General features: G+C 69.8%; 17 protein-coding genes. 6 read left to right on the top strand and 11 right to left on the bottom strand.

The features are described from left to right. Positions 1–7 precede the first annotated feature (7 nt). Both E2169_RS12280 and E2169_RS12275 read right to left on the bottom strand, forming a co-directional pair. Positions 8–2,185 carry a TonB-dependent copper receptor gene (locus E2169_RS12280; protein WP_132986895.1) on the bottom strand — a complete coding sequence of 726 codons (2,178 nt, stop codon included), beginning with the start codon at positions 2,183–2,185 and terminating at the stop codon, positions 8–10. Between the two features lie 68 nt (positions 2,186–2,253). Further along, positions 2,254–2,661 (bottom strand): DUF2946 family protein, encoded by a 408-nt coding sequence (locus E2169_RS12275; protein ID WP_132986894.1) that lies wholly within the window; start codon positions 2,659–2,661, stop codon positions 2,254–2,256. A 199-nt stretch (positions 2,662–2,860) separates the two neighbouring features. Here E2169_RS12275 and nirK point away from each other — a divergent pair, with 199 nt between their 5' ends. The 6 genes from nirK (at position 2,861) to E2169_RS12245 (ending at position 10,567) form a co-directional block, all read left to right on the top strand. Continuing rightward, positions 2,861–4,237, top strand: a complete 1,377-nt coding sequence (gene nirK, locus E2169_RS12270) for a copper-containing nitrite reductase (protein ID WP_188726146.1) — start codon at positions 2,861–2,863, stop codon at positions 4,235–4,237. Between the two features lie 145 nt (positions 4,238–4,382). Beyond that, positions 4,383–5,027, top strand: coding sequence for a hypothetical protein (locus tag E2169_RS12265; RefSeq protein WP_132986893.1), 645 nt, complete (start codon positions 4,383–4,385; stop codon positions 5,025–5,027). 107 nt (positions 5,028–5,134) lie between these two features. Further along, positions 5,135–7,306: a catalase gene (locus E2169_RS12260; RefSeq protein ID WP_132986892.1), complete on the top strand. Its 2,172-nt coding sequence runs from the start codon at positions 5,135–5,137 to the stop codon at positions 7,304–7,306. Between the two features lie 252 nt (positions 7,307–7,558). Further along, positions 7,559–7,984 carry a hypothetical protein gene (locus tag E2169_RS12255; RefSeq protein ID WP_132986891.1) on the top strand — a complete coding sequence of 142 codons (426 nt, stop codon included), beginning with the start codon at positions 7,559–7,561 and terminating at the stop codon, positions 7,982–7,984. Beyond that, complete coding sequence (locus E2169_RS12250) at positions 7,981–9,465, top strand: ATPase domain-containing protein (RefSeq protein ID WP_132986890.1); 1,485 nt, start codon at positions 7,981–7,983, stop codon at positions 9,463–9,465. Before E2169_RS12255 ends, E2169_RS12250 begins: the two co-directional genes overlap by 4 nt. 25 nt (positions 9,466–9,490) lie before the next feature. Beyond that, the gene (locus tag E2169_RS12245; protein WP_132986889.1) at positions 9,491–10,567 is read left to right on the top strand and encodes an ATP-binding protein; all 1,077 of its coding nucleotides are present in this window, start codon (positions 9,491–9,493) and stop codon (positions 10,565–10,567) included. Here E2169_RS12245 and E2169_RS12240 read toward each other — a convergent pair. The 9 genes from E2169_RS12240 to E2169_RS12200 form a co-directional block, all read right to left on the bottom strand. Beyond that, positions 10,539–11,882 (bottom strand): MATE family efflux transporter, encoded by a 1,344-nt coding sequence (locus tag E2169_RS12240; protein ID WP_132986888.1) that lies wholly within the window; start codon positions 11,880–11,882, stop codon positions 10,539–10,541. The two genes, E2169_RS12245 and E2169_RS12240, sit on opposite strands and share 29 nt — an antisense overlap. A gap of 7 nt (positions 11,883–11,889) precedes the next feature. After that, positions 11,890–12,753, bottom strand: coding sequence for a 4,5-DOPA-extradiol-dioxygenase (ygiD, locus tag E2169_RS12235; RefSeq protein ID WP_132986887.1), 864 nt, complete (start codon positions 12,751–12,753; stop codon positions 11,890–11,892). 74 nt (positions 12,754–12,827) lie between these two features. Beyond that, complete coding sequence (locus E2169_RS12230) at positions 12,828–13,193, bottom strand: DUF3325 domain-containing protein (RefSeq protein WP_132986886.1); 366 nt, start codon at positions 13,191–13,193, stop codon at positions 12,828–12,830. Beyond that, a complete protein-coding gene (locus tag E2169_RS12225; protein WP_132986885.1) occupies positions 13,186–14,871 on the bottom strand; it encodes a PepSY-associated TM helix domain-containing protein in 1,686 nt (561 codons plus the stop codon). Before E2169_RS12225 ends, E2169_RS12230 begins: the two co-directional genes overlap by 8 nt. Positions 14,872–14,885: 14 nt before the next feature. Continuing rightward, positions 14,886–15,203, bottom strand: coding sequence for an iron uptake protein (locus E2169_RS12220; protein ID WP_132986884.1), 318 nt, complete (start codon positions 15,201–15,203; stop codon positions 14,886–14,888). Then, a complete protein-coding gene (locus tag E2169_RS12215; RefSeq protein WP_132986883.1) occupies positions 15,203–17,425 on the bottom strand; it encodes a TonB-dependent siderophore receptor in 2,223 nt (740 codons plus the stop codon). The genes E2169_RS12220 and E2169_RS12215 overlap by 1 nt, the downstream gene beginning before the upstream one ends. Positions 17,426–17,813: 388 nt before the next feature. After that, a complete protein-coding gene (locus E2169_RS12210; RefSeq protein ID WP_132986882.1) occupies positions 17,814–18,452 on the bottom strand; it encodes a helix-turn-helix transcriptional regulator in 639 nt (212 codons plus the stop codon). A gap of 10 nt (positions 18,453–18,462) precedes the next feature. Beyond that, positions 18,463–19,158 (bottom strand): hypothetical protein, encoded by a 696-nt coding sequence (locus tag E2169_RS12205; protein ID WP_132986881.1) that lies wholly within the window; start codon positions 19,156–19,158, stop codon positions 18,463–18,465. 183 nt (positions 19,159–19,341) lie between these two features. After that, positions 19,342–20,523, bottom strand: coding sequence for a M23 family metallopeptidase (locus tag E2169_RS12200; protein ID WP_165942412.1), 1,182 nt, complete (start codon positions 20,521–20,523; stop codon positions 19,342–19,344). Positions 20,524–20,580 lie beyond the last annotated feature (57 nt).

Genomic DNA, 20,580 nt, shown 5'->3' with positions numbered 1-20,580 from the left:
CACGGCGTCAGTACGTGTAGCCCACCCGCAGCCAGAACGTGCGTCCCGGCTCGTTGATCCGCACCGCATCGGCGGGATAGCCGAAGTCGGCGTTGCCGGCCAGGTTCAGGTGTTCGCTGTAGGCGCGGTCGAACAGGTTGTCGACGCCGGCGGTGAGCTGCAGGCTGCCGTTCACCCGGTAGCCGACGTTGAGCGCCGCCATCGCGAAGCCGGCGCTCGGCCCGATGTCCTGGCCGACCACGTTGCCATAGCCCCTGGCCACGCGATCCTGTCCGTCGACCACGCGCAGCAGGGCGCCGGCCGACCAGGTGCCGTTGTCCCAGTCGGCGCTGAAGCGGCCCTCCAGCGGCGGCATCTGCGGCAGCGGGCGGCCGCTGTCGCGGTCCTTGCCACGTGCATAGGCCAGGCTGCCGCCGAACTTCCAGTCATCCGAGGCGCGGTAGTCGACGCCGAGTTCGGCGCCGCTGATCCGCGCATCGATATTCGACACCATCGACATCGGTCCCATCGTTCCGTCCGTGCCGTGAAACTGGAAGTAATGGAACTGGATGAAGTCCTCGACGCGGCCGGCATAGGCCGAGATCCAGGCGTCGAAGCGTTCGCCCTTGTACTGCAGGCCGACGTCGAGCTGCGTGGTCTTCTCGGTGTCCAGGCCGGTGAAGGCGTTGACCGCGCCCACCGGCCCCATGTCGGCGGAAAACAGCTCCCAGTAGTCGGGCATGCGCTCGGTGTGGCCGACGCCGGCGTACCAGCTGAGCCTGCGGTCGATGTCCTGTTCGAAGCGGACGAAGCCGGCCTTGAGCGTGTCCTCGCGCTTCTGGCCGGCGGTCGGGTTGGGCACCGCATGTCCTCCGTGCCCGTGCCCGCCGCCCGTCACCGTGGGGCGCCCGTCGTCCACGCCGGCACGATCCACGCGCGCGCCCGCGATCCAGCGATTGTCATCGCCCTGGAACCAGGTGCCTTCACCGAACACGCCGAGATTGTCGAAGCGCGCATCCACCGTCCACGGCACCGCAAGATACGCGCCACGCCCCATCGCGCTGCGCCGGCGGTGGCGGCTGTCCTGCGCATCGATGCCCGTCACCAGCTCGAAGCCTGCGCCACGCCAGGTCGCCGCCGCGCGTCCACCGCTGGTGCTGCGCTCGACGTTGGACGCCATCGCCATCGGCATCGGACCGTCCGGATTGGGTTCGCGCAGGCTGTAGTTGTCCATCACGTGGTCGGCGACGTTGTGGAACACACTCGCTTCGAAGGCCTGCAGGCGTTCGCCGATATTGTCCTTCTCGAAGCGCAGGCTGTAGTTCGCGCGATCGAACCGGCTGCCGTCCATGCCGCGCGTGGCGTAGCGCGCCTGGCCGTCGCCGACGCCGATGCCGAGTTCCAGCAACGTGTCCTGGTCGGGCGTCCAGCCGAGTGCGACGTCGGCGTTCCACTTCTTCCAGGCCGAGCCGACCGGGTCGCCGTTGCCGTCGTCGTAGTCGCCGGACTCGGAACGGTTGGCACTGATGCGTGCATAGCCCATGCGCGCGCCGTAGGTAGCGTCGATGACCTGGTCGTTGCGGCCCCAGCTGCCGCCCAGCAGGCTGCCCGCGAACTTCCAGGTCGGCGCTTCGTAGAACTCGCGGTCGCGCTCGAAGCGCACCGTGCCGGCCGATGCGCCCGGTCCCCAGAGCACCGTCTGCGGGCCCTTGATGACGATCAAGGCGTCGTAGGTCTCCGGCGAAATGTAGGACATCGGATTGTCCATCCGCGACGGGCAGGCGCCGGGCATGACGCCGTCGTTGGTGAGCAGGTTCAGGCGCGAGCCGAACATGCCGCGCAGCACCGGGTCGCCGTTGCTGCCGCCGTTGCGGATGGCGCTGAAGCCGGGAATGGTCTTGAGGTAGTCGGCGCCGTCGCTGGCGGGCACCGGCTGGCGCGGCAGCTTGGGGCTGGTTTCCCAGGTGAGCGCCGATACCGGCGCAGCGCCGGTGACCACCAGCGCATCGAAGTCGACGGTGCGTCCGGGATCGGGTGCGGCATCGGGCGCAAGGTGGCGCGCGTGGTCGGCGTGGTCTGCCACGCCCGCGGCCTGCACAGCACTGGCCGGTGTATCGAGCGCGAAGAGCGAAGGGCTGGCCAGCGCAGCGGCGATGGCCACGAACAGGCAGGACGAACGGATCGCCGGGCAATACGGGATCGACATGGGGAACTCCACGCAGCTTGGTACCTTGGGGGGGCCGCGCGGCAGCTGCCGGCGCGACGTGGCGTGTGTCAGTCCCTGCGCGGTGGCCCGCGCGAACCAAGTCCATTGGGATGCCGCCAGCGCTGGCGGAACTCCCTGCGCCCTGCGACCGGCGCGATCGCCGGCGGAACATGGGCGACAGCGAAGGCAACGCCGGCGCTGGTGGCCATGGACGCCAGCAGCGGGCAATAGTCGCAGTCCGGATCGCCGATCGCCGGGCGGACGTCCCCGCCCTGTCCGCCGTGCCGTGCGTGGCCTGCGTCATGGTCCGCACGACCGGCCTGCGCGGCCCCATGAAGGGCGGCGTTGGCGGCATGTCCAGCGCCACCCGCCATCGACGCGTGGATCACTCGCCCGGCGGTGGGCACCAGTACCAGCAGCAGCGCCGCCGCCAGGCCGATCCGTCCCATCCACTCGTGGAATGCGCTGCGCTTCATGACGATGCCGATTATCCCTGCCTGCCTGCAAGCAGGCCGATGACCCAGGTCAAGCACACGCGATTCGCATACGCGGACGTATGTGCTTGACCCAGGTCATGGAGGGGCCGGGACCTGCCCGATATCGTTGCTTCCATCGGCGGAAGACCCTTCGCCAGCACGCTTTACGGACTTTCAATAACCCGCGAGGAAACACGCCATGAGGAACCTGGTACTGCTGTTCGCACTCGCCGCCGCTGGCGGCTTCATCCCGCACGATGTCGCCGCCCAGGGGGCGGCGTCGGTCACCCCGATCGCCGACGTCACCTTCAGCCTGCGCACCGAGATCACCAACGGCCAGATGGTTTTCATCGGCAACGCCGGCCCGATCAAGGACGTGGTCAACCCCGACCTGCGCGTGGCCGAGGGCGCGGTGGTGGCGATCACCATCACCAACAACGACGGCGCCATGCACGACATCGCCGTGCCGGAATTCGATGCCCAGTCCGACCAGTTGGTCGGCGTCGGCTCGGCGACCACGATCGTGTTCCGCGCCACCAAGTCCGGCACGTTCGAGTACATCTGCACCATTCCCGGCCACAAGCTGGCGGGCATGGCCGGAAACCTGATCGTCGGTGACGTGAAGGAAGTCGTGAGCACGGCGCTCGACGTGGCCAAGAACCCGGCCGAAGTCGGCACGCCGGTCGGCGACCGCGGCCCGGAGCACGTCACCTACGACCTGCTGACCACCGAGGTCGAGGGTCGCCTGTCCGACGGCAGCACCTACCGCTACTGGACCTTCGACAACACGGTGCCGGGCCCGTTCCTGCGCATCCGCCAGGGCGACACGGTCACGATCAACCTGAAGAACGCCGAGGACAGCATCAACATCCACTCGGTCGACTTCCACTCCGTGACCGGCCCCGGCGGCGGCGCCGCAGTGACCCAGGTGCGCCCGGGCGAAACCAAGAGCTTCACCTTCAAGGCGCTGCACCCGGGCCTGTTCGTGTACCACTGCGCCACGCCGATGATCGCCCACCACATCTCCAACGGCATGTACGGCATGATCCTGGTCGAGCCCGAAGGCGGCCTGCCCGCGGTCGACAAGGAGTACTACGTCATGCAGGGCGAGCTGTACACGGCGCAGAAGCACGGTTCGCGCGGCCTGCAGGAATTCTCGGTCGACAAGCTGCTCGACGAGAAGCCCGAGCACCTGATGTTCAACGGCTCGATGGACGCGCTGACCAAGACCTTCGACATGAACGCGGACGTCGGCGAGGAGGTGCGCATCTTCTTCGGCGTCGGCGGCCCGAACCTGACCTCGAGCTTCCATCTGATCGGCGAGGTGTTCGACCGGGTCTACAATCTGGCCTCGTTCACCAGCCCGCCGCTGACGGACGTGCAGACCACGCTGGTGCCGCCGGGTGGCGCGACCATGGTCGAGTTCAAGGTCGACTATCCGGGCAAGTACATCCTGGTCGACCACGCCCTGTCGCGGGCCGAGAAGGGCCTGACCGGCATCCTCACGGTCCACGGCGAGGCGGACGCGACCATCTTCGACAGCGACGAAACGATCGACGCAGCCTCCGGCCACTGACCGGTCGCACGGCGATCAACCGAACGGCCCCGCCCTGGCGGGGCCGTTTTCGTTGCCGCTGTCAAGCCGCGCGCCGCGCCAAGCGCCACGGAAGGGTCATGTCGCAGTCACGCCCCGTGAGACGAAGGCGGGGACAATACGCACCATGCAATCGATGATCGAGCTCCACCCCAAACCCGACGCCCTCCACGGCCTCGGCCTGCCCGCCATCCCCTATCCCGTCGCCCTCCCCGCCTTCCAGGCCGCCGTGGCCAACGACGGCGAACTGCCGCTGGCCGACATGCTGCACGGCCTGCAGCTGCGCGCCGCCGACGCCGCTGCGGACTGGCAGCGCATGGAGCCGGCGATGGCGCGGCTGGCCGAACTCCTGGCGCCGGACGACGCGCGCGAATCCGTCACCGCCGCGGCCGACGACTGGTGGCTGGAAGTCGGCCCGGTCGACCTTGACCAGGGCGGCACCCTGACCCTGCAGCGCGGACACGCCCTGCTCGCGGCGATCGCGCCGCGCGAGGACGGGCGCCTGCGCGTGGCGGCGTACCGGCCGCTGGACAGCCGCACCCTCGAAATCCTGCTGGCGCTAGCCGTCCTGCCGGCGTCATCACCCGATGCTGCCGATGCGCGGACCTGCTGGGAGCGCGCGCAGGAAGCTGCGGCCGGCGGCGATCCCCATGCTCCTTCCCGGGAAGGCCTGACCTGGCTGTCGCAGCGGGCGCCGACCCCGCGCAAGCCGGCCTGCGTGCTCGCGGAAATCCGCACGTTCCACACGCTTCATCGGGCGCGAAGCGGCTGACATCCCGACCCGCGCCGGCTGCAGAGGGCCGCCACGGCGGCGGCACGACGCGCCGTTTACAACGCCGGGAGAAAGATGGTGTCCCCCCCTGATCCCTGGTGCGCCCCATGGCCAGAGCGAAGACCCCGACCGCCACCTCCCCGGGCCAGCAGCCCCCCAGCGGCGTCAAGGCACCCGGGAAGAAGCCCGCGGCTCCGGCCGGCCGCAGGGCCGGGCCGGATCCCGATGCCGACGCCCCCCGCGGCCAGGGCGACGAACTGCAGCAGCAGGCCGGCGGGCCGCGCCCGCGGCTGACCACCAACCAGGGCCTGGTAGTCGCCGACAACCAGAACTCGCTGACGTCCACGCCGCGCGGCCCGGCGCTGCTGGAGGATTTCATCCTCCGCGAAAAGATCACCCACTTCGACCACGAGCGCATCCCCGAGCGCATCGTGCACGCCCGCGGCAGCGCCGCGCACGGCTTCTTCGAACTGAAGAAGTCGCTGGCGAAATACACCCGCGCGAAGCTGTTCACCGACGTCGGCACGCGCACGCCGGTGTTCACCCGCTTCTCCACCGTCGCCGGCGGCGCCGGGTCGGTGGACACCCCGCGCGACGTGCGCGGCTTCGCGGTGAAGTTCTACACCGTCGAGGGCAACTTCGACCTGGTCGGCAACAACATCCCGGTGTTCTTCATCCAGGACGCGATGAAGTTCCCGGACGTGGTGCACTCGGTGAAGATGGAGCCCGACCGCGCCTTCCCGCAGGCGGCCAGCGCGCACGACACGTTCTGGGATTTCATTTCGCTCACGCCCGAATCGATGCACATGGTCATGTGGCAGATGAGCGACCGCACGATCCCGCGTTCGCTGCGCACCATCGAGGGCTTCGGCGTGCACAGCTTCCGCCTGCTCAGCGACAAGGGCGAGAGCACGTTCGTGAAGTTCCACTGGCGGCCGAAGCTGGGCCTGCAATCGACGGTGTGGGACGAGGCCCTGAAGCTGCAGGCGGCGGACAACGATTTCCACCGCCGCGACCTGTTCGAGAACATCCAGGCCGGCAACTTCCCCGAGTGGGAACTGGGCGTGCAGCTGTTCACGGAAGCCGAGGCCGACACCTTCCCGTTCGACCACCTCGACCCGACCAAGATCATCCCCGAGGCGCTGGTGCCGGTGCAGATCATTGGCCGCATGGTGCTCGACCGCTGGCCGGACAACTTCTTCGCCGAGACCGAGCAGGTCGCGTTCTGCCCGGCCAACATCGTGCCCGGCATCGACTTCAGCAACGACCCGCTGCTGCAGGGCCGCCTGTTCTCCTACCTCGACACCCAGCTGATCCGCCTGGGCGGCCCCAACTTCCACCAGATCCCGATCAACCAGCCCAAGTGCCCGTTCGCCAACCACCAGCGCGACGGCCACATGCAGATGCAGGTGCCCAAGGGGCGGGTGAACTACGAGCCCAGTTCGCTGCAGGACGACAGCCCGCGCGCCGATGCGCGGGCAGGCTTCCGCAGCCACGCCACGCTGCCCGACGACGGCGCCAAGGGCCGCGTGCGCCCGGAGAGCTTCGCCGACCACTACAGCCAGGCGCGGATGTTCTTCCGCAGCCTCGAGGCGCCCGAGCAGGCGCACCTGGCCTCGGCCCTGGTGTTCGAGCTGTCGAAGGTGGAAACGCCCAGGGTGCGCGAGCGCACGGTGGGCCACCTGCTGCACATCGACCCGTCGCTGGCGCAGCGCGTGGCCGATGGTCTTGGGCTCGACGCCCTGCCCCCGGCGCCGCCCGCCGCGGTGCCGCCGCAGGACATGCCGCCCGCGCCCGAGGTGCGGATCATCGGCCGCATGCGCGTGACGCTGGAGCACCGCTGCGTGGGCATCCTGATCGACGAAGGCAGCGATGCCGCCGCGCTCAAGGCGCTGCGCAAGGCCGCGGAAGCGGCCGGCGCCACGGTGAAGATCGTCGCGCCCCGGCTCGGCGGCGCGGTGCTGTCGGACGGGAAGAAGCAGCCGGCGGACGGCCAGCTCGCGGGCATGCCGTCGGTGCTGTTCGACGCGGTGGCGGTGCTGCTCGGCGAAGCGGCCGGCAGGAAGCTGGCGAAGGAGTCGGCGGCGGTGGATTTCGTGGCCTTCGCCTGGGCGCACCTGAAGGCGATCGCGCACGACTCCGGCGCGGCGCCGCTGCTGAAGGCCGGCAACGTGGGCAAGGACGCCGGCATCGTGGATGCGTCCGACGCAAAGGCCTTCATCGCCGCCGCCGGGACGCGGCAGTGGGCGCGCGAACCGAAGCTGCGCACGCTGGCCTGAGCGGGCGGCCAAGGCCTGGTGTGCGCATCCGAGGGTGCGCTCACGCGTCTTCCAGGGCGCGGGGCGCTGCGGGCGCCGACGCGGGGCCGCCTGGGGCCCCTTGGCCAGGTCGTGCGTGGCCACGGTCACCACCACGGCCCCGGCTGGCAGCGCCACCGATCGCGGCCGCACCCTGCATTCAGGTGCGCCAACGCCCTGCCGTACGAACGCGTACGATGCTGTGACCCGCATTCACGGGGCATCAGGCGGCACATGCAACCCCAAGTCCACCAGGTGGATCGCGTCCTGCGCCGCATCGCGGCTGATGGGGGTGGCATGGAGGCCATCGCCGCCCGGACGGTCGCACTCTGGACCGAGGTGGCGCGCGTGCTCGTCCCCATCATCGGCCAGCGCGGCATGTCCGCGCTTTACGAGCGCGCCCTGCACCTCGCAGCGGCGCAGCATCGGTGGCTCGGGCAGGCGCGTGGCGAGGACGGCGAACTGCCGGTCTTCTCCTCGCTTGCCCGCGCCGCCTCGGAACAAGCGGTGGACGACGCGATCGCGTCGGTCACTACCCTCTTTGAAACCTTCGACCGCCTGCTGGTCACCTTGATTGGCGCATCGCTCACCGAGCGTTTGCTGAAGCCGATCTGGGACGTCCCGTCCGCCGGCCCCATCCGACAGGACACTGCCCCATGAACAAGCAGAACGCGACCATCCGTCGCCTGCCCACCGGCGTCAAAGGCCTCGACGACATCCTCGGCGGCGGCATCCCGGAGTTCTCCTTCAACCTCATCGCCGGCTCGCCGGGCGCGGGCAAGACCACGCTCGCGCACCAGATGATGTTCGCGATGGCGACGCCGGAGCGGCCGGCGTTGTACTTCACCGTGCTTGGCGAGCCGGCACTCAAGATGCTGCGCTACCAGCAGCAGTTCGACTTCTTCGATCCGGAACAGGTCAATTCCTCGATCCGCTTCGTCAACCTCGCCGACGACACCGCCAACGGCGACCTGGACAAGGTGCTCGCGCGCATCGTCGAGGAGGTACGCGCCCATGCCCCGGGCTTCGTATTCGTGGATTCGTTCCGCTCGGTGATCCTCGCAACCCAGAGCGACGGCGATGCCTTCCTGTCGCTGCAGGAATTCATCCAGCGGCTGGGGATCCTGTTGACCAGCTGGGAGGCGACGACCTTCCTGCTGGGCGAGTACTTCAGCGACACCGAACCCAATCCCATCTTCACCGTGGCCGACGGCCTGATCTGGCTGCGCCAGAGCGTGCAGCGCAACTCGGTGGTGCGCAAACTCGAGATCGTGAAAATGCGCGGGCAGCCAACCCTGCCCGGGCTGCACACGTTCCGCATCACGCAGGCGGGGCTCATGGTCTTCGTTCCGCCACCTACCACCTCGCTGGCGTCCGAAGCCACCGCGGTCCCGCCGCTGCAGGACCGTCGCAACGTGGGCGTCGCCGGCCTGGACGAGATGCTCGGCGGCGGATTGCCCCGCGGGTATTCGCTGCTGATCGCCGGGCCCTCGGGATCGGGCAAGAGCATCCTCGCCGCAGCATTCCTCGCCGAGGGCGCGCGCCAGGGCGAAACCGGCGTGATCGCGGCCTTCGAGCAGCGTTCCCTGCACTCGCGCGGGGCGGTGATCGCCGGCCTGATCGAGGACGGTCGCATCGGCGTCATCGACACCCGGTCGTCGACGCTGTCAGTGGACGAGATCACCCTGCTCCTAATCGAGGAGGTGCAGCGACTGAAGGCGACGCGCGTGGTCATCGATTCGCTGTCGGGCTTCGAGCTCGCACTCGCACCGACCTTCCGCGACGACTTCCGCGAGTCGCTGGCGCGGCTGGTGTCCGCGCTGGCGGACACCGGTGCCACGGTGCTGATGACGTCGGAGCTCGAGGACCGCTACAGCGAGCTCAGCTTCAGCCCCTACGGCACCGCCTTCCTCACCGACGCGATCATCGTGCAGCGCTACATCGAAGTGGGCAGCCGGCTGGAACGCGTGCTTGCCGTGGTCAAGGTCCGCGGCAGCGCGCACTCGCACGACCTGCGCCTGTTCGACATCGATGACGACGGCCTGCAGCTGGGCGAGCGCCTGGCCGGCCATGAAGGCCTGCTCGGCGGCCGACCGAAGCGGGTGATCGAGGCCGCACCACCGGGCGCGCCGCGTGGATGAACGGAACGCGGCCGGTGCGCTCCACGTGACCAGGCGGGATTCCACTTCGCGCAGCGCGGTGGCGACGCAGTCGCTGGCCACGCTGGAGGCCCACGCCGTGCTGCTGCGTGCGGAGGTCGCCGGACTGCGGGCGGAACTCGCCAACTTGCGCGACCGCCTGCCACCGCGCGGCGGGGGCGACCTGCTCGAAGCCAACGAGCAGCTGATCCTGGCGGCACTGCGGGCCCAGGCCGTCGCCGAGGCGGCCGAACGCCACCGCGAAGAGGCGGCGGCGCGCAAGCGGAGCATCGATGGCCGGCAGCGCGCCGGCACCCGGGCGCAGCACGGTGCCCTGCAGGAGGCCAACGGCTTGCTCGTGGCGTCGTCCCTGCAGGCACAGGCACAGGAAACGCGGGCACTGGAAGCGCATGCGCAGGCGCTCGGTTCGATGGCGACCGCCGCGCACGAGCTGCGCAATCCGCTTACCCCGATCAGGCTTGCGGCCGGCATGCTTGGCGAGGCGCGCGACGACCTCGTGCGGTTCACCCGGCTCCGCGACGTCATCGAAGCCGAGGTCGTCCACATCGCCCGGCTGGTCGACGATCTCGTCGACGGGTCGCGGGTGGTCAGCGGCAAACTCCGCCTCGAGTACGCGGACGTCAACCTTGCGTCGGTGCTCGAGAGCGCGGTGCAGACCTGCCGGCCGGCGATGGAGTCGCGGCACCAGCAGTTGGTCATCGACCTGCCGGCTGGCGATGCCATGCAGCTGCACGCCGACTACACCCGTCTGGTGCAGGTGTTCACCAACCTGCTCGACAACGCCTCGAAGTACACGCCGGAGGGCGGTCGCATCAGCCTGGTCGCGGTGCGGTCCCCGGCCGCGCTCACGGTGAGTGTCAACGACAACGGCATCGGGGTACCGGCCGACGCACTGCTTCGCATCTTCGACATGTTCGTGCAGGACAGCGCCGCCGCCGCGCTGCGCCCCGGCGGACTCGGCATCGGCCTGGCCATCGTGCGCGAGCTGGTCGAGGCCCACGGTGGCACCGTCGTGGGCAGCAGCGGCGGCCGGGACCTGGGGAGCACGTTCGTGGTCACGTTCCAGGCGTCGGCAGGGACCTGACCAGGCGCTCGTAATGGGCCAGCAGCGCAATGGCCCGCGCCACCACGTACACCACGAACGCCGCCCACAATCCGTGGTTGCCCCAGGCGGCCGCCAGCGGCCACGCCGCCAGCAGGAACACGCCCACTGACACCAGGCCGGCCTGCCGCATCTCCCGCGTGCGCGTGGCGCCGATGAACACGCCGTCCAGCTGGAACGCGGCCACCGAAAGCAGCACGTACAGGGCGGTCCACGGCAAGTGCGTCGCGGCCACCTCGCGCACCGCGGGCAGGCTGGTCAGTGCCATCACCGCCGCCTCGCCCGACAGCAGGACCAACCCCGCCAGCACCAGCGCGGTCCCGCCCGCCAGCTCGCTGGTCAGGCGCACGGCGCGCCGGAACCTGCCGCTGTCGCGCGCACCCCATGCCGCGCCCACGTGGGCCTCGCCCACGAACGCGAAGCCATCCAGGAAGAACGCGCTGAACGACACCAGCTGCAGCAGGATGTGGTTCGCCGCCAGGGTCACGTCGCCGAAGCGCGCGCCAGCGTTGGCGAACCAGCCGAACGTCAGCAGCAGGCACAGCGTGCGCACCAGGATGTCGCGGTTGGCGGCCAGCGACGCGCGGACGCGCTGCCAGTCGGCGATGCGCGCCCACGGCAGGAACGGCGCCGCATCCCCATGGCGCGCACGCAGCACGCGCAGCACCACGACGATCGCCACCGCGCAGGTGCCCCACTCGGCGATCGCGGTGCCCAGGCCGATGCCGCGCGCGCCCATGCCCAGCGTGCCTGCAAACCAGATGTCCAGGCCGGCGTTGAGGCCGTTGAGCAGCAGCTGCACCAGCAGCAGTTCGCGGCTGCGGCCCAGGCCGATCAGCAGGCCGCTGGTCGCGAACAGGGCAAGCGCCGCCGGCGCGCCCCAGATGCGCGCGCGGAAGTAGTCGCCGGCCACTGCCTCCACCGCGGCGCTGCCATCCATCAGCGCGAAGTAGAGCCAGGTGATCGGCCATTGCAGCAGCAACAGCGCGACGCCCAGGCCCGCGGCCAGCAGCACCGCGCGCGCCAGCGTGGCGCGCACTTCGGGCTCGTCGCCGGCCCCGGACGCCTGCGCCACGAAGCCGGTGGTGCCCATGCGCAGGAAGCCGAAGCTCCAGTAGACGAAGTTGACCAGCAGCGCGCCCAGCGCCAGCGCACCCAGCTCCACCGCGCTGCCGTAGTGGCCGATGACGGCGGTGTCGACCAGGCCGAGGCTGGGCACCGCGGCGTTGGCCAGGATGATCGGCCAGGCCTGCCGCGCGATGGCCCTGCGGGTCAGCCCCGCTGCGTGCAGTGACAAGGCCGCGCTACAGGTTGCTCGCGTCCGCCGGCACGTCGGCGGACAGCGCCGCCGCTCCCGCGGTGATGCCACTCTCCGGCGGGCACTGCGCGCCCACGGTGTACGACGTCATCGACAGCGACCCATACGCCGGCCCCTCCACCAGCACGTCGGCGCCCTTGCCCGCCGCCGCGGCGATCCCGGCGAGGTACAGCACCGGCAGGAAGTGCTCCGCTGTCGGCGCCGAGGCAGCGTAGTCCGGATGCCGCACGAGTCCGGCCGCATCGCCCGGACGTTCGGCCAGCAGCTGTTTCACATCGGCATCGAAGCGCCGGTTCCAGTCGAACCCGGAATCCGGCTGCCTCCAGTCGATCGCCCGCAGGTTGTGCACCACGTTGCCGCTGCCCACCACCAGCACGCCGCGCGCGCGCAGCGCGGCCAGGCGGGCGCCGAGTTCGATGTGGAACTCCGCCGGCTTCTGCGCGTTGATCGACAGCTGCACCACCGGGATGTCGGCGTCGGGAAACGCATGCACCAGCACCGACCAGGTCCCGTGGTCCAGCCCCCAGCCATCGATGTCGGCGCCGACGAAGTCGGGCTTCGCGACATCGGCCACCTCTTCCGCCAGCTCCGGCAGGCCCGGCGCCGGGTACTGCACGTCGAACAGCGCCTGCGGGAAGCCGAAGAAGTCGTGGATGGTCTTCGGCCGCGGCATCGCCGTGACCGCGGTGGCGTTGACGTACCAGTGCGCCGACACCACCAGGATCGCGCGCGGCCGCGGCACCGAGGCGCCGAACGCGCGCCAGGCCTCGGTGTAGCGGTTGCGCTCGAGCGCGTTCATCGGGCTGCCGTGGCCGAGGAAGGCGGCGGGCATCAGGGGCGACATGATCATGGCGGCCTCGAACATCCGGGGAGAGGCAAGTATGCGGCTGTCTGCTCCAGGGGGGCGTGCCCGCGACCTCGGCCCTAGAGCTTCGCTCGCCGCGGAGCGGGCCGCCGGCCGGCATTGCCGGCCCCGATCCAGGGCGCCAGGTGCCGCAACCACCGCGGGCGCCAGGCCAGGACGAAGGCCGTGACGGCCGCAGACGCGGCCAGCAGCATCACCCACGTGAGCACGGCCATGCTCGCGTGGTCGGCCGCGAGGCAGCCGCCCAGCGCGAGCGCAAGCGCACAGGCCCCGGCCCGCCTCAGCACGCGCAGCGACCGCGGCGCAGACACCCCGCCCCAGGCCTGGGCGGCATGCCCCGGCATCGCCAGCGCCAGCCAGCCCATGCCGGAGAGAGCGCAGGCCGCCGCGGCGAGCAGCCAGACGGCGCCGGCAGCGTCATGCATGGCGCGCCTCCGAGGCGGACGCCGGCGCCGACGTCGACGGGCTGCCCACCGGCGCGTGCGCGCGCTGCCCCAGCCTGCGCCCCGCCGCGCCGGCGATGACCGCCACCGCCAGCAGGGCCAGGTCGATGCCGGCGACCGGCCAATAGCCCGCCGGCAGCGTGCGCAGCAGGTGGTCCCCGGTCGTGGCCCAGTTGAGCAGCGGCGCAACCGCCGCCAGCGCTGCGATCGCCCAGGCCTGCTCGCGCCACGCCGGGTTCGGCAGCCCGCGCGTCACCGGGGCGCTTCGCCAGCCCGCGTGCAGCAACGCCAACACCCAGGTGAGCCAGAACGCTCGCTGCTCCCAGTCACCGCGTGCGGGCAGGTCCGCGGGCAGCAGGCGGTTGGCGACCAGGATGCCCAGCGTCGCCAGCACCATGCCGGTGACCGTGGTCACCGCCAGCGCATCGACCACGCGCGCGCCCTGCACGCCGCGCGCCGCGTGCTGGCGCTTGCGCTTCTCGACGAAGAACAGGAAGCCGGTGGCGATGCACACCGCGCCGGCCAGCCCACCGAAGACGTACAGCCAGCGCAGCAGCCAGTGCCGGAAATGCTGCAGGTGCAGGCCGGTGAGGAACTCGGCCATGCGGCCCACGGCGGTCGGGGCCGGATCCTCGCGGATCAGCGTGCCGGTCGCGGCCTTGTAGTGGATGCCGTCGCCCACCAGCGCGATGCGGTCGGTGCCGGCGCGATACACGCTCACGTAGCCGTTGGCGTCGCCGGGATGCATCAGCACCAGGAAGCCGACGTCGCCGGCCTTGCCCGCCGCCTCCCAGCGCGCGCGGGCGTCGGCCACCATCGCGTCGACGTTGGCGAGGTCGCCGGGCACGCCGGAGCGCTCGTGCGGCAGCCCGGTCTGTTGCGCTTCGAGTGCCGCGGCGCGGTCGTGCAGCTCGTGCAATTGGGTGTGGCCGAGCGGGAAGTAGTAGGTGGCCGCGAAGATCAGCAGGCCGGTGAGCGCAAAGAAGAAGTGGAACGGCAGCGCGACCACGCCGGTCAGGTTGTGGAGATCCAGCACGCTGCGCAGCCGCTGCTTGCCCGGCCGGAAGGTGAAGAACTCGCGGAAGATCCTGCGGTGCATCACCACACCGCTGACCAGCGCCGCCAGCATCACCAGCGCCGAGAAGCCGACGATCCAGATGCCGAGGTTCTTCCAGTCCAGCGTCAGGCCGTAGTGCATCGGATAGAAGAAGCCGCTGCCGACCTTCAGCCGGTCGTCGGGCAGCACATGGCCGTCGCGTGGATCGACGGTGGCCTCGGCATGGATCTGCTCAGCGGGATGCTTGGCGTTGGGCACCTCGAAGCCGGCGAAGAGCGCCACGAGCGGATCGCGGTGGGTGGTGTAGGCGCTCCAGTAGGCGATGATGTCGAAGCGGTCCGGCAGCTCGCCATTGGCGCGCGGGCGCATGGCGTCCACAGCCTCGCGCGTGGGCTGCATGCGTTCGAAGGCCGGGCGCAGCACCGCCTCGTACGGCGGCATCGGCTGCGGCTCGATGCGCGTGGCCGGGATCGCCCAGCGGTCGAACTCGCGGTCGAACACCGACAACGCACCGAAGAAGAACGCGGCCATCAGCACGAAGCCGAGCACCAGGCCGAACCAGGTATGGAGCCAGGCCATCGCCTGGCGGAACGTGGCGAACATCAGCTGCGTCCTCCTCAGACCAGGGCCGTCTGCACGGCCGAACCCACGCCGGCCAGCAGCGCGCCGCCGACCACCAACACCGCCCACACCGGCCACAGCCGCCGCGCCGCGATCGCCCACAGCAGCGCACCCAGGAGGGCCAGCACACCGACGAGGCTCGACAGGAACTCCGCGTCGTGGAAGCCCATGCCCGCCGCGACCGCCAGACTGGTGCACGCGGCCACCACGCCCCAGGCGAAGCCGTAGCCGCCGAGCACCGCGGCAGTGATCCGTGCAAGCAGCGCCAGCCGGGGCGAAGCGGTGGACGTGGCTCTCGTGGCGGGCGACCGCATCAGAACCTCCAGTCCAGGCTGAGCGTGTAATTGGCCGGTGCGCCGTAGTAACCGCTGTAGCGCAACGTGTTGATGTACTTCTCGTCGGTGATGTTGTTGGCGTTGAGGCGCAGCGTGGCGTCGGGCGCGAAGTCCCAGGCGATGTACGCATTGGCCACCGCGTAGCTGTCCTGGCGCACGCGGAAGCCGCTGGCCTCGGTGTTGAAGATGCCGCCCTGCCAGCGCGCGCCGACGCCCCACGACAGCGCCTCATGCGCCGGGAGGCGCCCGCTCAGCAGCAGGTTGGCCGCGTGGCGCGGCACCCAGGGATAGGTGTCGCGCCCGTTGAGGCCGTCCAGGCGCAGCGCGGTGTAGCCGGCCACGATATCGAGATGGTCCGTGAGCCGCCCGACCGCCTCCAGCTCCACACCCTTCGAGCGCACGTCCACCGGCGCGTAGATGGACATGCCGAACTCGTTGTACTGCCCCGTCGGCGTGGCCAGGCCTTCCTGGTCGGCCTTGAACACCGCCACCGTGGTCAAGAGCCGCCCGTCCAGCCAGTCGGCCTTGATGCCGGCCTCGTAGTTCACGCCTTGGCTGGCGTCGAGGTAGCGGTCGTTCGCGTCCACCTGGTCCTGCGGCTGGTAGATGTCGGAGTAGCTGACATAGCCGAGCACGCGGTCGGTGAAGTCGAAGGTCAGGCCGCCGTATGGGCTGGTGTGGCGGGTGGTCTGGTCGAAGCCGAGGTCGTAGGAATGGCCGCTGCGGCGGTAGCGCGCGTGGTTGGCGCCGACGATGGCCTTGAAGCGGTCGGTGAGCGCGATGCGCGTGGCGGCGAAGGCGCGCGTGAGCTCCTGGTCGAGTTCGGAGTAGAGGCTGGGCTCGCTCCAGGCCGGCTCCGGGATGGCGTCGGTCGGGTAGGGGAACGGCGGCAGCGGGCCCCAGGCCGGCGAGGAGAAGTCCGCCGTGCGCTCGCGGCTGTCGGTGGTGCTGCGCGCACGGGCGAGGCCCACCATGGCCTCGTGCTCGCGCCCGAACATCCGGAACGTGCCGTTGAGCGTGGCGGTGCCGAGCTGGGCCGTGGCCTCGTCGTCGCCGCCCCAGGGATAGCCGGACAGGCCGAGGCCGGTCTCCGGGTCCAGCCCCGTGCCCTGCCCGTCGAAGGCGTAGAACATGCGCTCGTCGCCGGTGTTGCGGCGCCAGTTGTACGACAGCTTCAACTGCCAGTCGTCGGCCACGTCGTGCGTGTACTCGGCGAAGGCCGTGTGCGCGGTGGTGTCCCAGTACGTCCAGTCCTGCGTGGTGCTGGCATCGCGCGGCCACTCACGCTGCGTGCCGTCGCTGTTGGTGAAGGGCAGCGCGCCCCACATGATCCCGTCGGACTCCGCGCGCTGGTACGAGTAGCCCAGCGTGAGCGTGCCGCGCTCGCCGACCTGGCCGTCAACCACGCCGTAGAAGAAGTCGCGCGAATTCTCGTTGGCGCGCAGCCAGGAATCACCGTGCTCGTGCGCGACCACCACGCGGCCCGCCCAGGTGCCGTCGACGGTGAACGGCGTGGAGTAGTCCACCTCCGCGCGCAGCGTGTTCCAGGAGCCGTAGGACAGTCCGAAGCGGCCCTCGCGCGCGTTGGTGGGCCGCTTGCGCACGTAGTTGATCGTGCCCGACGCGTTGCCCACGCCGGTCAGCAGCCCGTTGGCGCCGCGGATCACCTCGACCTTCTCGTAACCGGCGGCATCGACCGCGCCGGTGGTCACGCCCCAGCCGTTGGGCAGGCCCACCCCGTCGATCTGCGTGTTGAGGATGTCGAAGCCACGCGCGCTATAGCTGGTGCGGTTGGTCTCCCACTCGTCCACGCGCACGCCCGTGGCCAGCCGCAGCGCCTCGTTGACGCTGTCGGCGCCGAACTGGCGCATCTGCTCGGCGGTGACCACGCTGATGGATTGCGGGGTCTCGCGGATGCTCAGGTCGAGGTTGGTGGCGCCGTTGCTGACGCGGTTGGCGCGCTGACCGACGACGCGGATGGTGTCGAGGTCGGTGGCGGCGACAGCGCCGGTGGTGATGGTGGCCTCGGCGGCGGGCTGGGCGTTGGGCTGGGCGGACTGGGCCGCGGCCAGGCCGGGCGGCCCGACGAGCATGAGCGGCAGGACCAACGCGATGGCGGCGCGGAGCCGGCTGGCACGGAACACGGGATCGGCGATGCGAGCGCGGGCGGACCGCGGGTAGATCTGGCAGGTGGAGTGCATTGAGGTCGCTGGTTGTCGGACGTAGGGGACTAGCCCTGTGTCCGCTGGCGACCTCGGCTGGCGGGACAGATCGGGTTGGCAGTTCGCGGCGGCGCGCGGCCGGGGCGAATGGGTGTATTAAATGCGAATGATTCGCGTTTTGCAATCGGAGTGATGCCCGGTTCGCATTCACTGTTCGCGATACTGCCGAAACAAGTTCCGTGTCTTGTACGAAAGGATTTTCCCGACGGATCCGATGTGGCCAGGAATTTTGCCTTGTGGCGGGAGACTGACATGCTTTGTCAGGATTCGGAGGGTGCCGCCCATGCCCTGCTCTTGCACCATCACGGCGTAATCCACCAGCAGGATCGAGTTCGTCACCGCGATGCCGATCAGCCTGGCCGATTGCTCAAGGCCCCACCACCTGCCCAAGCCTGAACCGGCAAACCTGCCCGCCCCGCACCATGCATTCCATGTGGTGCACGCGCCGCCCGGTGGCGGCTTCCATGTAGGCGATGTCGAACTTGCAGACCTGCGGGTGCTGCCTGGCCAGGGCGTGGAAGACGCAGTTGAAGGCTTCGACCTCCCAGTCGTCGCCGTGCCGGGCAGGCACGGCCTCGTAGCCAAGCGCGTCGAGCCGCTGGGCCAGGGCGCGCGCCAGGGCTTCGCCATGTTCGGTGCGCATCGACGCCTGGGTGGCGGCGACGGTCGAGCCCAGTTCCTGCAGCATCGCGCCCACCTCCGCCTCGCCCATCCGCTCGAGCAGTTGGGAGATGAGTGCCGCGGCGATGGCGCCATAGTTGCGGGGGAACAGTTCGCGTCCCGCGGCGGTCAGTGCGTAGCGCGCCTGCGGGCGCCCGCCGGTGGCCCGCGGCTCGACGCGCTCCACGAAGCCGCGCACGACCAGCGGGGTGAGGTGCTGTCGTACGGCGTTGTGGCTGACCCGCAACCGCTCGCACAGCTCTTCCACACCGACGCCATTGCGGGCCGGCAGCAGCTGCCGGAGCAGCCGCTGCCGGGTGTCACCGAACTGCGAAAGCCCTTGCATGGTCGTGGCCTCAGCTGGCCTTGTCCGGAAACTGCCTGGCAATGCCCGCGGCGAGCGCGTCGGCGATCATGTCCATGTGCGACTGCATCGCGGTCCACTCGGCCGCCTCGCCTGCGGTGTCATCGGCAAGGATGAGGTTCACCTGCTGCGAATGGTGCGCGCCGTGGGCCAGCAGCATGCCCTTGAGCGTGTCTTCGGGCCAGTTCGGATTGGCGCCGGCAAGGAAGCTCGCGATCTGGCCGGCGTTGGCGGTGAGGTCGTCCATCGCCCTGGCTGCCGCGACGTCGTCGCCGGCGGTGCGGCCGTCGGTCATGGCCTTCACCGCGCCCCAGTGGCCGCCGAGCAGGGTCAGCATCCGGTCGCCGGCGGCATCGCCGTAGAAGCCGGCCACCGCGCGGCTGATCTGCCTGGCGTTCTCGACCACGGCGTCGGACGCGGCCGCGGCGTCAGCCTCGTTGCCGGCATGCATGGCCAGCGCGTAGTCGCGGGCATGCACGATGTGCCCATGCCAGAGCTCGCGCATCGCGGCCTGCAACTGCGGCGCGGCCACGTCGCCGTCATCCGCTGCGGCCGGCTCGACGGTCCCGCTGGCATCGGCGCTCGCGTCATCGGTGCCTGTGGAGGTGTCGACCGGGGCTGGCGCAGGGCTGCAGCCGGCAAGGACCAGCGCGAGCGCGAGGGCAAGGGGCTCGATTGGCGTGTACATGGGAGGCTCCCGGAGGCGTCGCGGAATGCGACGGAACCATCCTGAACGCCTGAGTACTATTCCACATTTTGCTATGTGTAAAGCCCGCCTGTCCTGGCCAGCTGCTGGTCGGTGGCGAACGGCCCGCAGCAGCCGCAAACTGCTCGCAGTCGCCGCGGGTGGCCGCCCGGGGTGGCAGCGGCGCTACAGATCGACCTCGTCCCCACCCAGCGGGAACTCCAGCCTGCGGTCGGTCCAGTTGCCATCGGCCCCCTTGGCGCGGAACTGATTGATCACGAATGGCACGCCTTCGCTGTCCATGATGTCCGGACCGGTAGTGACCTGGAAATGCAGGTGCGGCCATCTGGCATCCCCGGAATTTCCGATCCTTGCCAGTAGCTCGCCACTCCGGACACGCTGCCCGGGCGCGACGATCACGCTGCCTGGCTGAAGGTGCGCATAGTGCGCGTACTGTCCATCGCCCAGGTCGAGCACCACGGTATTGCCCGCGAGTGTCTCCATGCTGAGCGGCAACGCAGGCGTGAAACCGGCAGATGTCCGAGGGACATTGTCGGGGAGACCATCCCTTGCCTGGACAACAACGGCATCGGCAACAGCAAACACCGGTTGCGCATACGCATGATAGGTACGCACGTCCAGGGGATCCCCCGACTGGACCTTGCCATCGATGCGCTGCTTCCAGTCAATGGCGTATCTGCGCGAGATCTGCGCTGCTCCACCCGCAACGAACAGGCCGGGCCGATGGTGACGGTCGAGCGCCAAGCCGTTATCAGCAAGCCAGTGATTGCCGAGAACCGGGCTTGCCAGCACTTTCACGGCGTTGTGTCGGCTGCCGATGGGCGGCCCCTCGGCAGTGGCTCCATGCAGGTGCACACGATGACGCAAGCGGCTCGGAACCTGTGCACCATCGCCGAAGGCCAGGCACAGGTACACGGTGGCCGAGCGACCTGCGCCCAGCGGATGGGCATCGTCGAGCGTGCCTCCGCCTATGGGATTGAGCTGGTCATGGAGACGCTCGCCAGCCAACGAGAACACGAGTTCGTCATCACTTGCCGTTGCAGCGAGAACGTCGATGCCATTGATGGCAAGTGCGTCTTCCGAGTGGTTCAGCAACTGCAATTCGTAAACCAGATAGCTATACCCGCCTGCGTTGAACGAACTGGGTTCGAAGGGCGTGCGGATATCGAGCTGGACCGGCGGAAAAGCCGGGGCGACCGCAGTGGCTGGGGCATCCGCACTGACGACGCTGTACGCGACCCCGCAACCCGCGGGCAGCGGAAGCGTTTCGGTGGCCGCGGCAGGTACGGGAAAAGAGAGAGCGAAGCCGGCAAGAAGTGCCAGGTACAGCGAGGCTGGTCCGATCACTGCGACTCCAGTGCATGAGGCTGTGCCCGCTGGAGTCTGCAGCGGGGTGTCGCCAAT

The sequence above is a fragment of the Luteimonas terricola genome, from assembly GCF_004352845.1.
Taxonomy (GTDB): Bacteria; Pseudomonadota; Gammaproteobacteria; order Xanthomonadales; family Xanthomonadaceae; genus Luteimonas; species Luteimonas terricola.
The sequence above is the reverse complement of the archived record's forward strand: the minus strand, read 5'-3'. Positions and strand labels throughout refer to the sequence as shown.

What these genes read in the sequence shown, in the direction of transcription:
- E2169_RS12280 (WP_132986895.1), bottom strand. Translation starts at nt 2,185, where the DNA reads ATGTCGATCCCGTATTGCCCGGCGATCCGTTCGTCCTGCCTGTTCGTG.
- E2169_RS12275 (WP_132986894.1), bottom strand. Translation starts at nt 2,661, where the DNA reads ATGAAGCGCAGCGCATTCCACGAGTGGATGGGACGGATCGGCCTGGCG.
- nirK (WP_188726146.1), top strand. Translation starts at nt 2,861, where the DNA reads ATGAGGAACCTGGTACTGCTGTTCGCACTCGCCGCCGCTGGCGGCTTC.
- E2169_RS12265 (WP_132986893.1), top strand. Translation starts at nt 4,383, where the DNA reads ATGCAATCGATGATCGAGCTCCACCCCAAACCCGACGCCCTCCACGGC.
- E2169_RS12260 (WP_132986892.1), top strand. Translation starts at nt 5,135, where the DNA reads ATGGCCAGAGCGAAGACCCCGACCGCCACCTCCCCGGGCCAGCAGCCC.
- E2169_RS12255 (WP_132986891.1), top strand. Translation starts at nt 7,559, where the DNA reads ATGCAACCCCAAGTCCACCAGGTGGATCGCGTCCTGCGCCGCATCGCG.
- E2169_RS12250 (WP_132986890.1), top strand. Translation starts at nt 7,981, where the DNA reads ATGAACAAGCAGAACGCGACCATCCGTCGCCTGCCCACCGGCGTCAAA.
- ygiD (WP_132986887.1), bottom strand. Translation starts at nt 12,753, where the DNA reads ATGATCATGTCGCCCCTGATGCCCGCCGCCTTCCTCGGCCACGGCAGC.
- E2169_RS12230 (WP_132986886.1), bottom strand. Translation starts at nt 13,193, where the DNA reads ATGCATGACGCTGCCGGCGCCGTCTGGCTGCTCGCCGCGGCGGCCTGC.
- E2169_RS12225 (WP_132986885.1), bottom strand. Translation starts at nt 14,871, where the DNA reads ATGTTCGCCACGTTCCGCCAGGCGATGGCCTGGCTCCATACCTGGTTC.
- E2169_RS12220 (WP_132986884.1), bottom strand. Translation starts at nt 15,203, where the DNA reads ATGCGGTCGCCCGCCACGAGAGCCACGTCCACCGCTTCGCCCCGGCTG.
- E2169_RS12215 (WP_132986883.1), bottom strand. Translation starts at nt 17,425, where the DNA reads ATGCACTCCACCTGCCAGATCTACCCGCGGTCCGCCCGCGCTCGCATC.
- E2169_RS12210 (WP_132986882.1), bottom strand. Translation starts at nt 18,452, where the DNA reads ATGCAAGGGCTTTCGCAGTTCGGTGACACCCGGCAGCGGCTGCTCCGG.
- E2169_RS12205 (WP_132986881.1), bottom strand. Translation starts at nt 19,158, where the DNA reads ATGTACACGCCAATCGAGCCCCTTGCCCTCGCGCTCGCGCTGGTCCTT.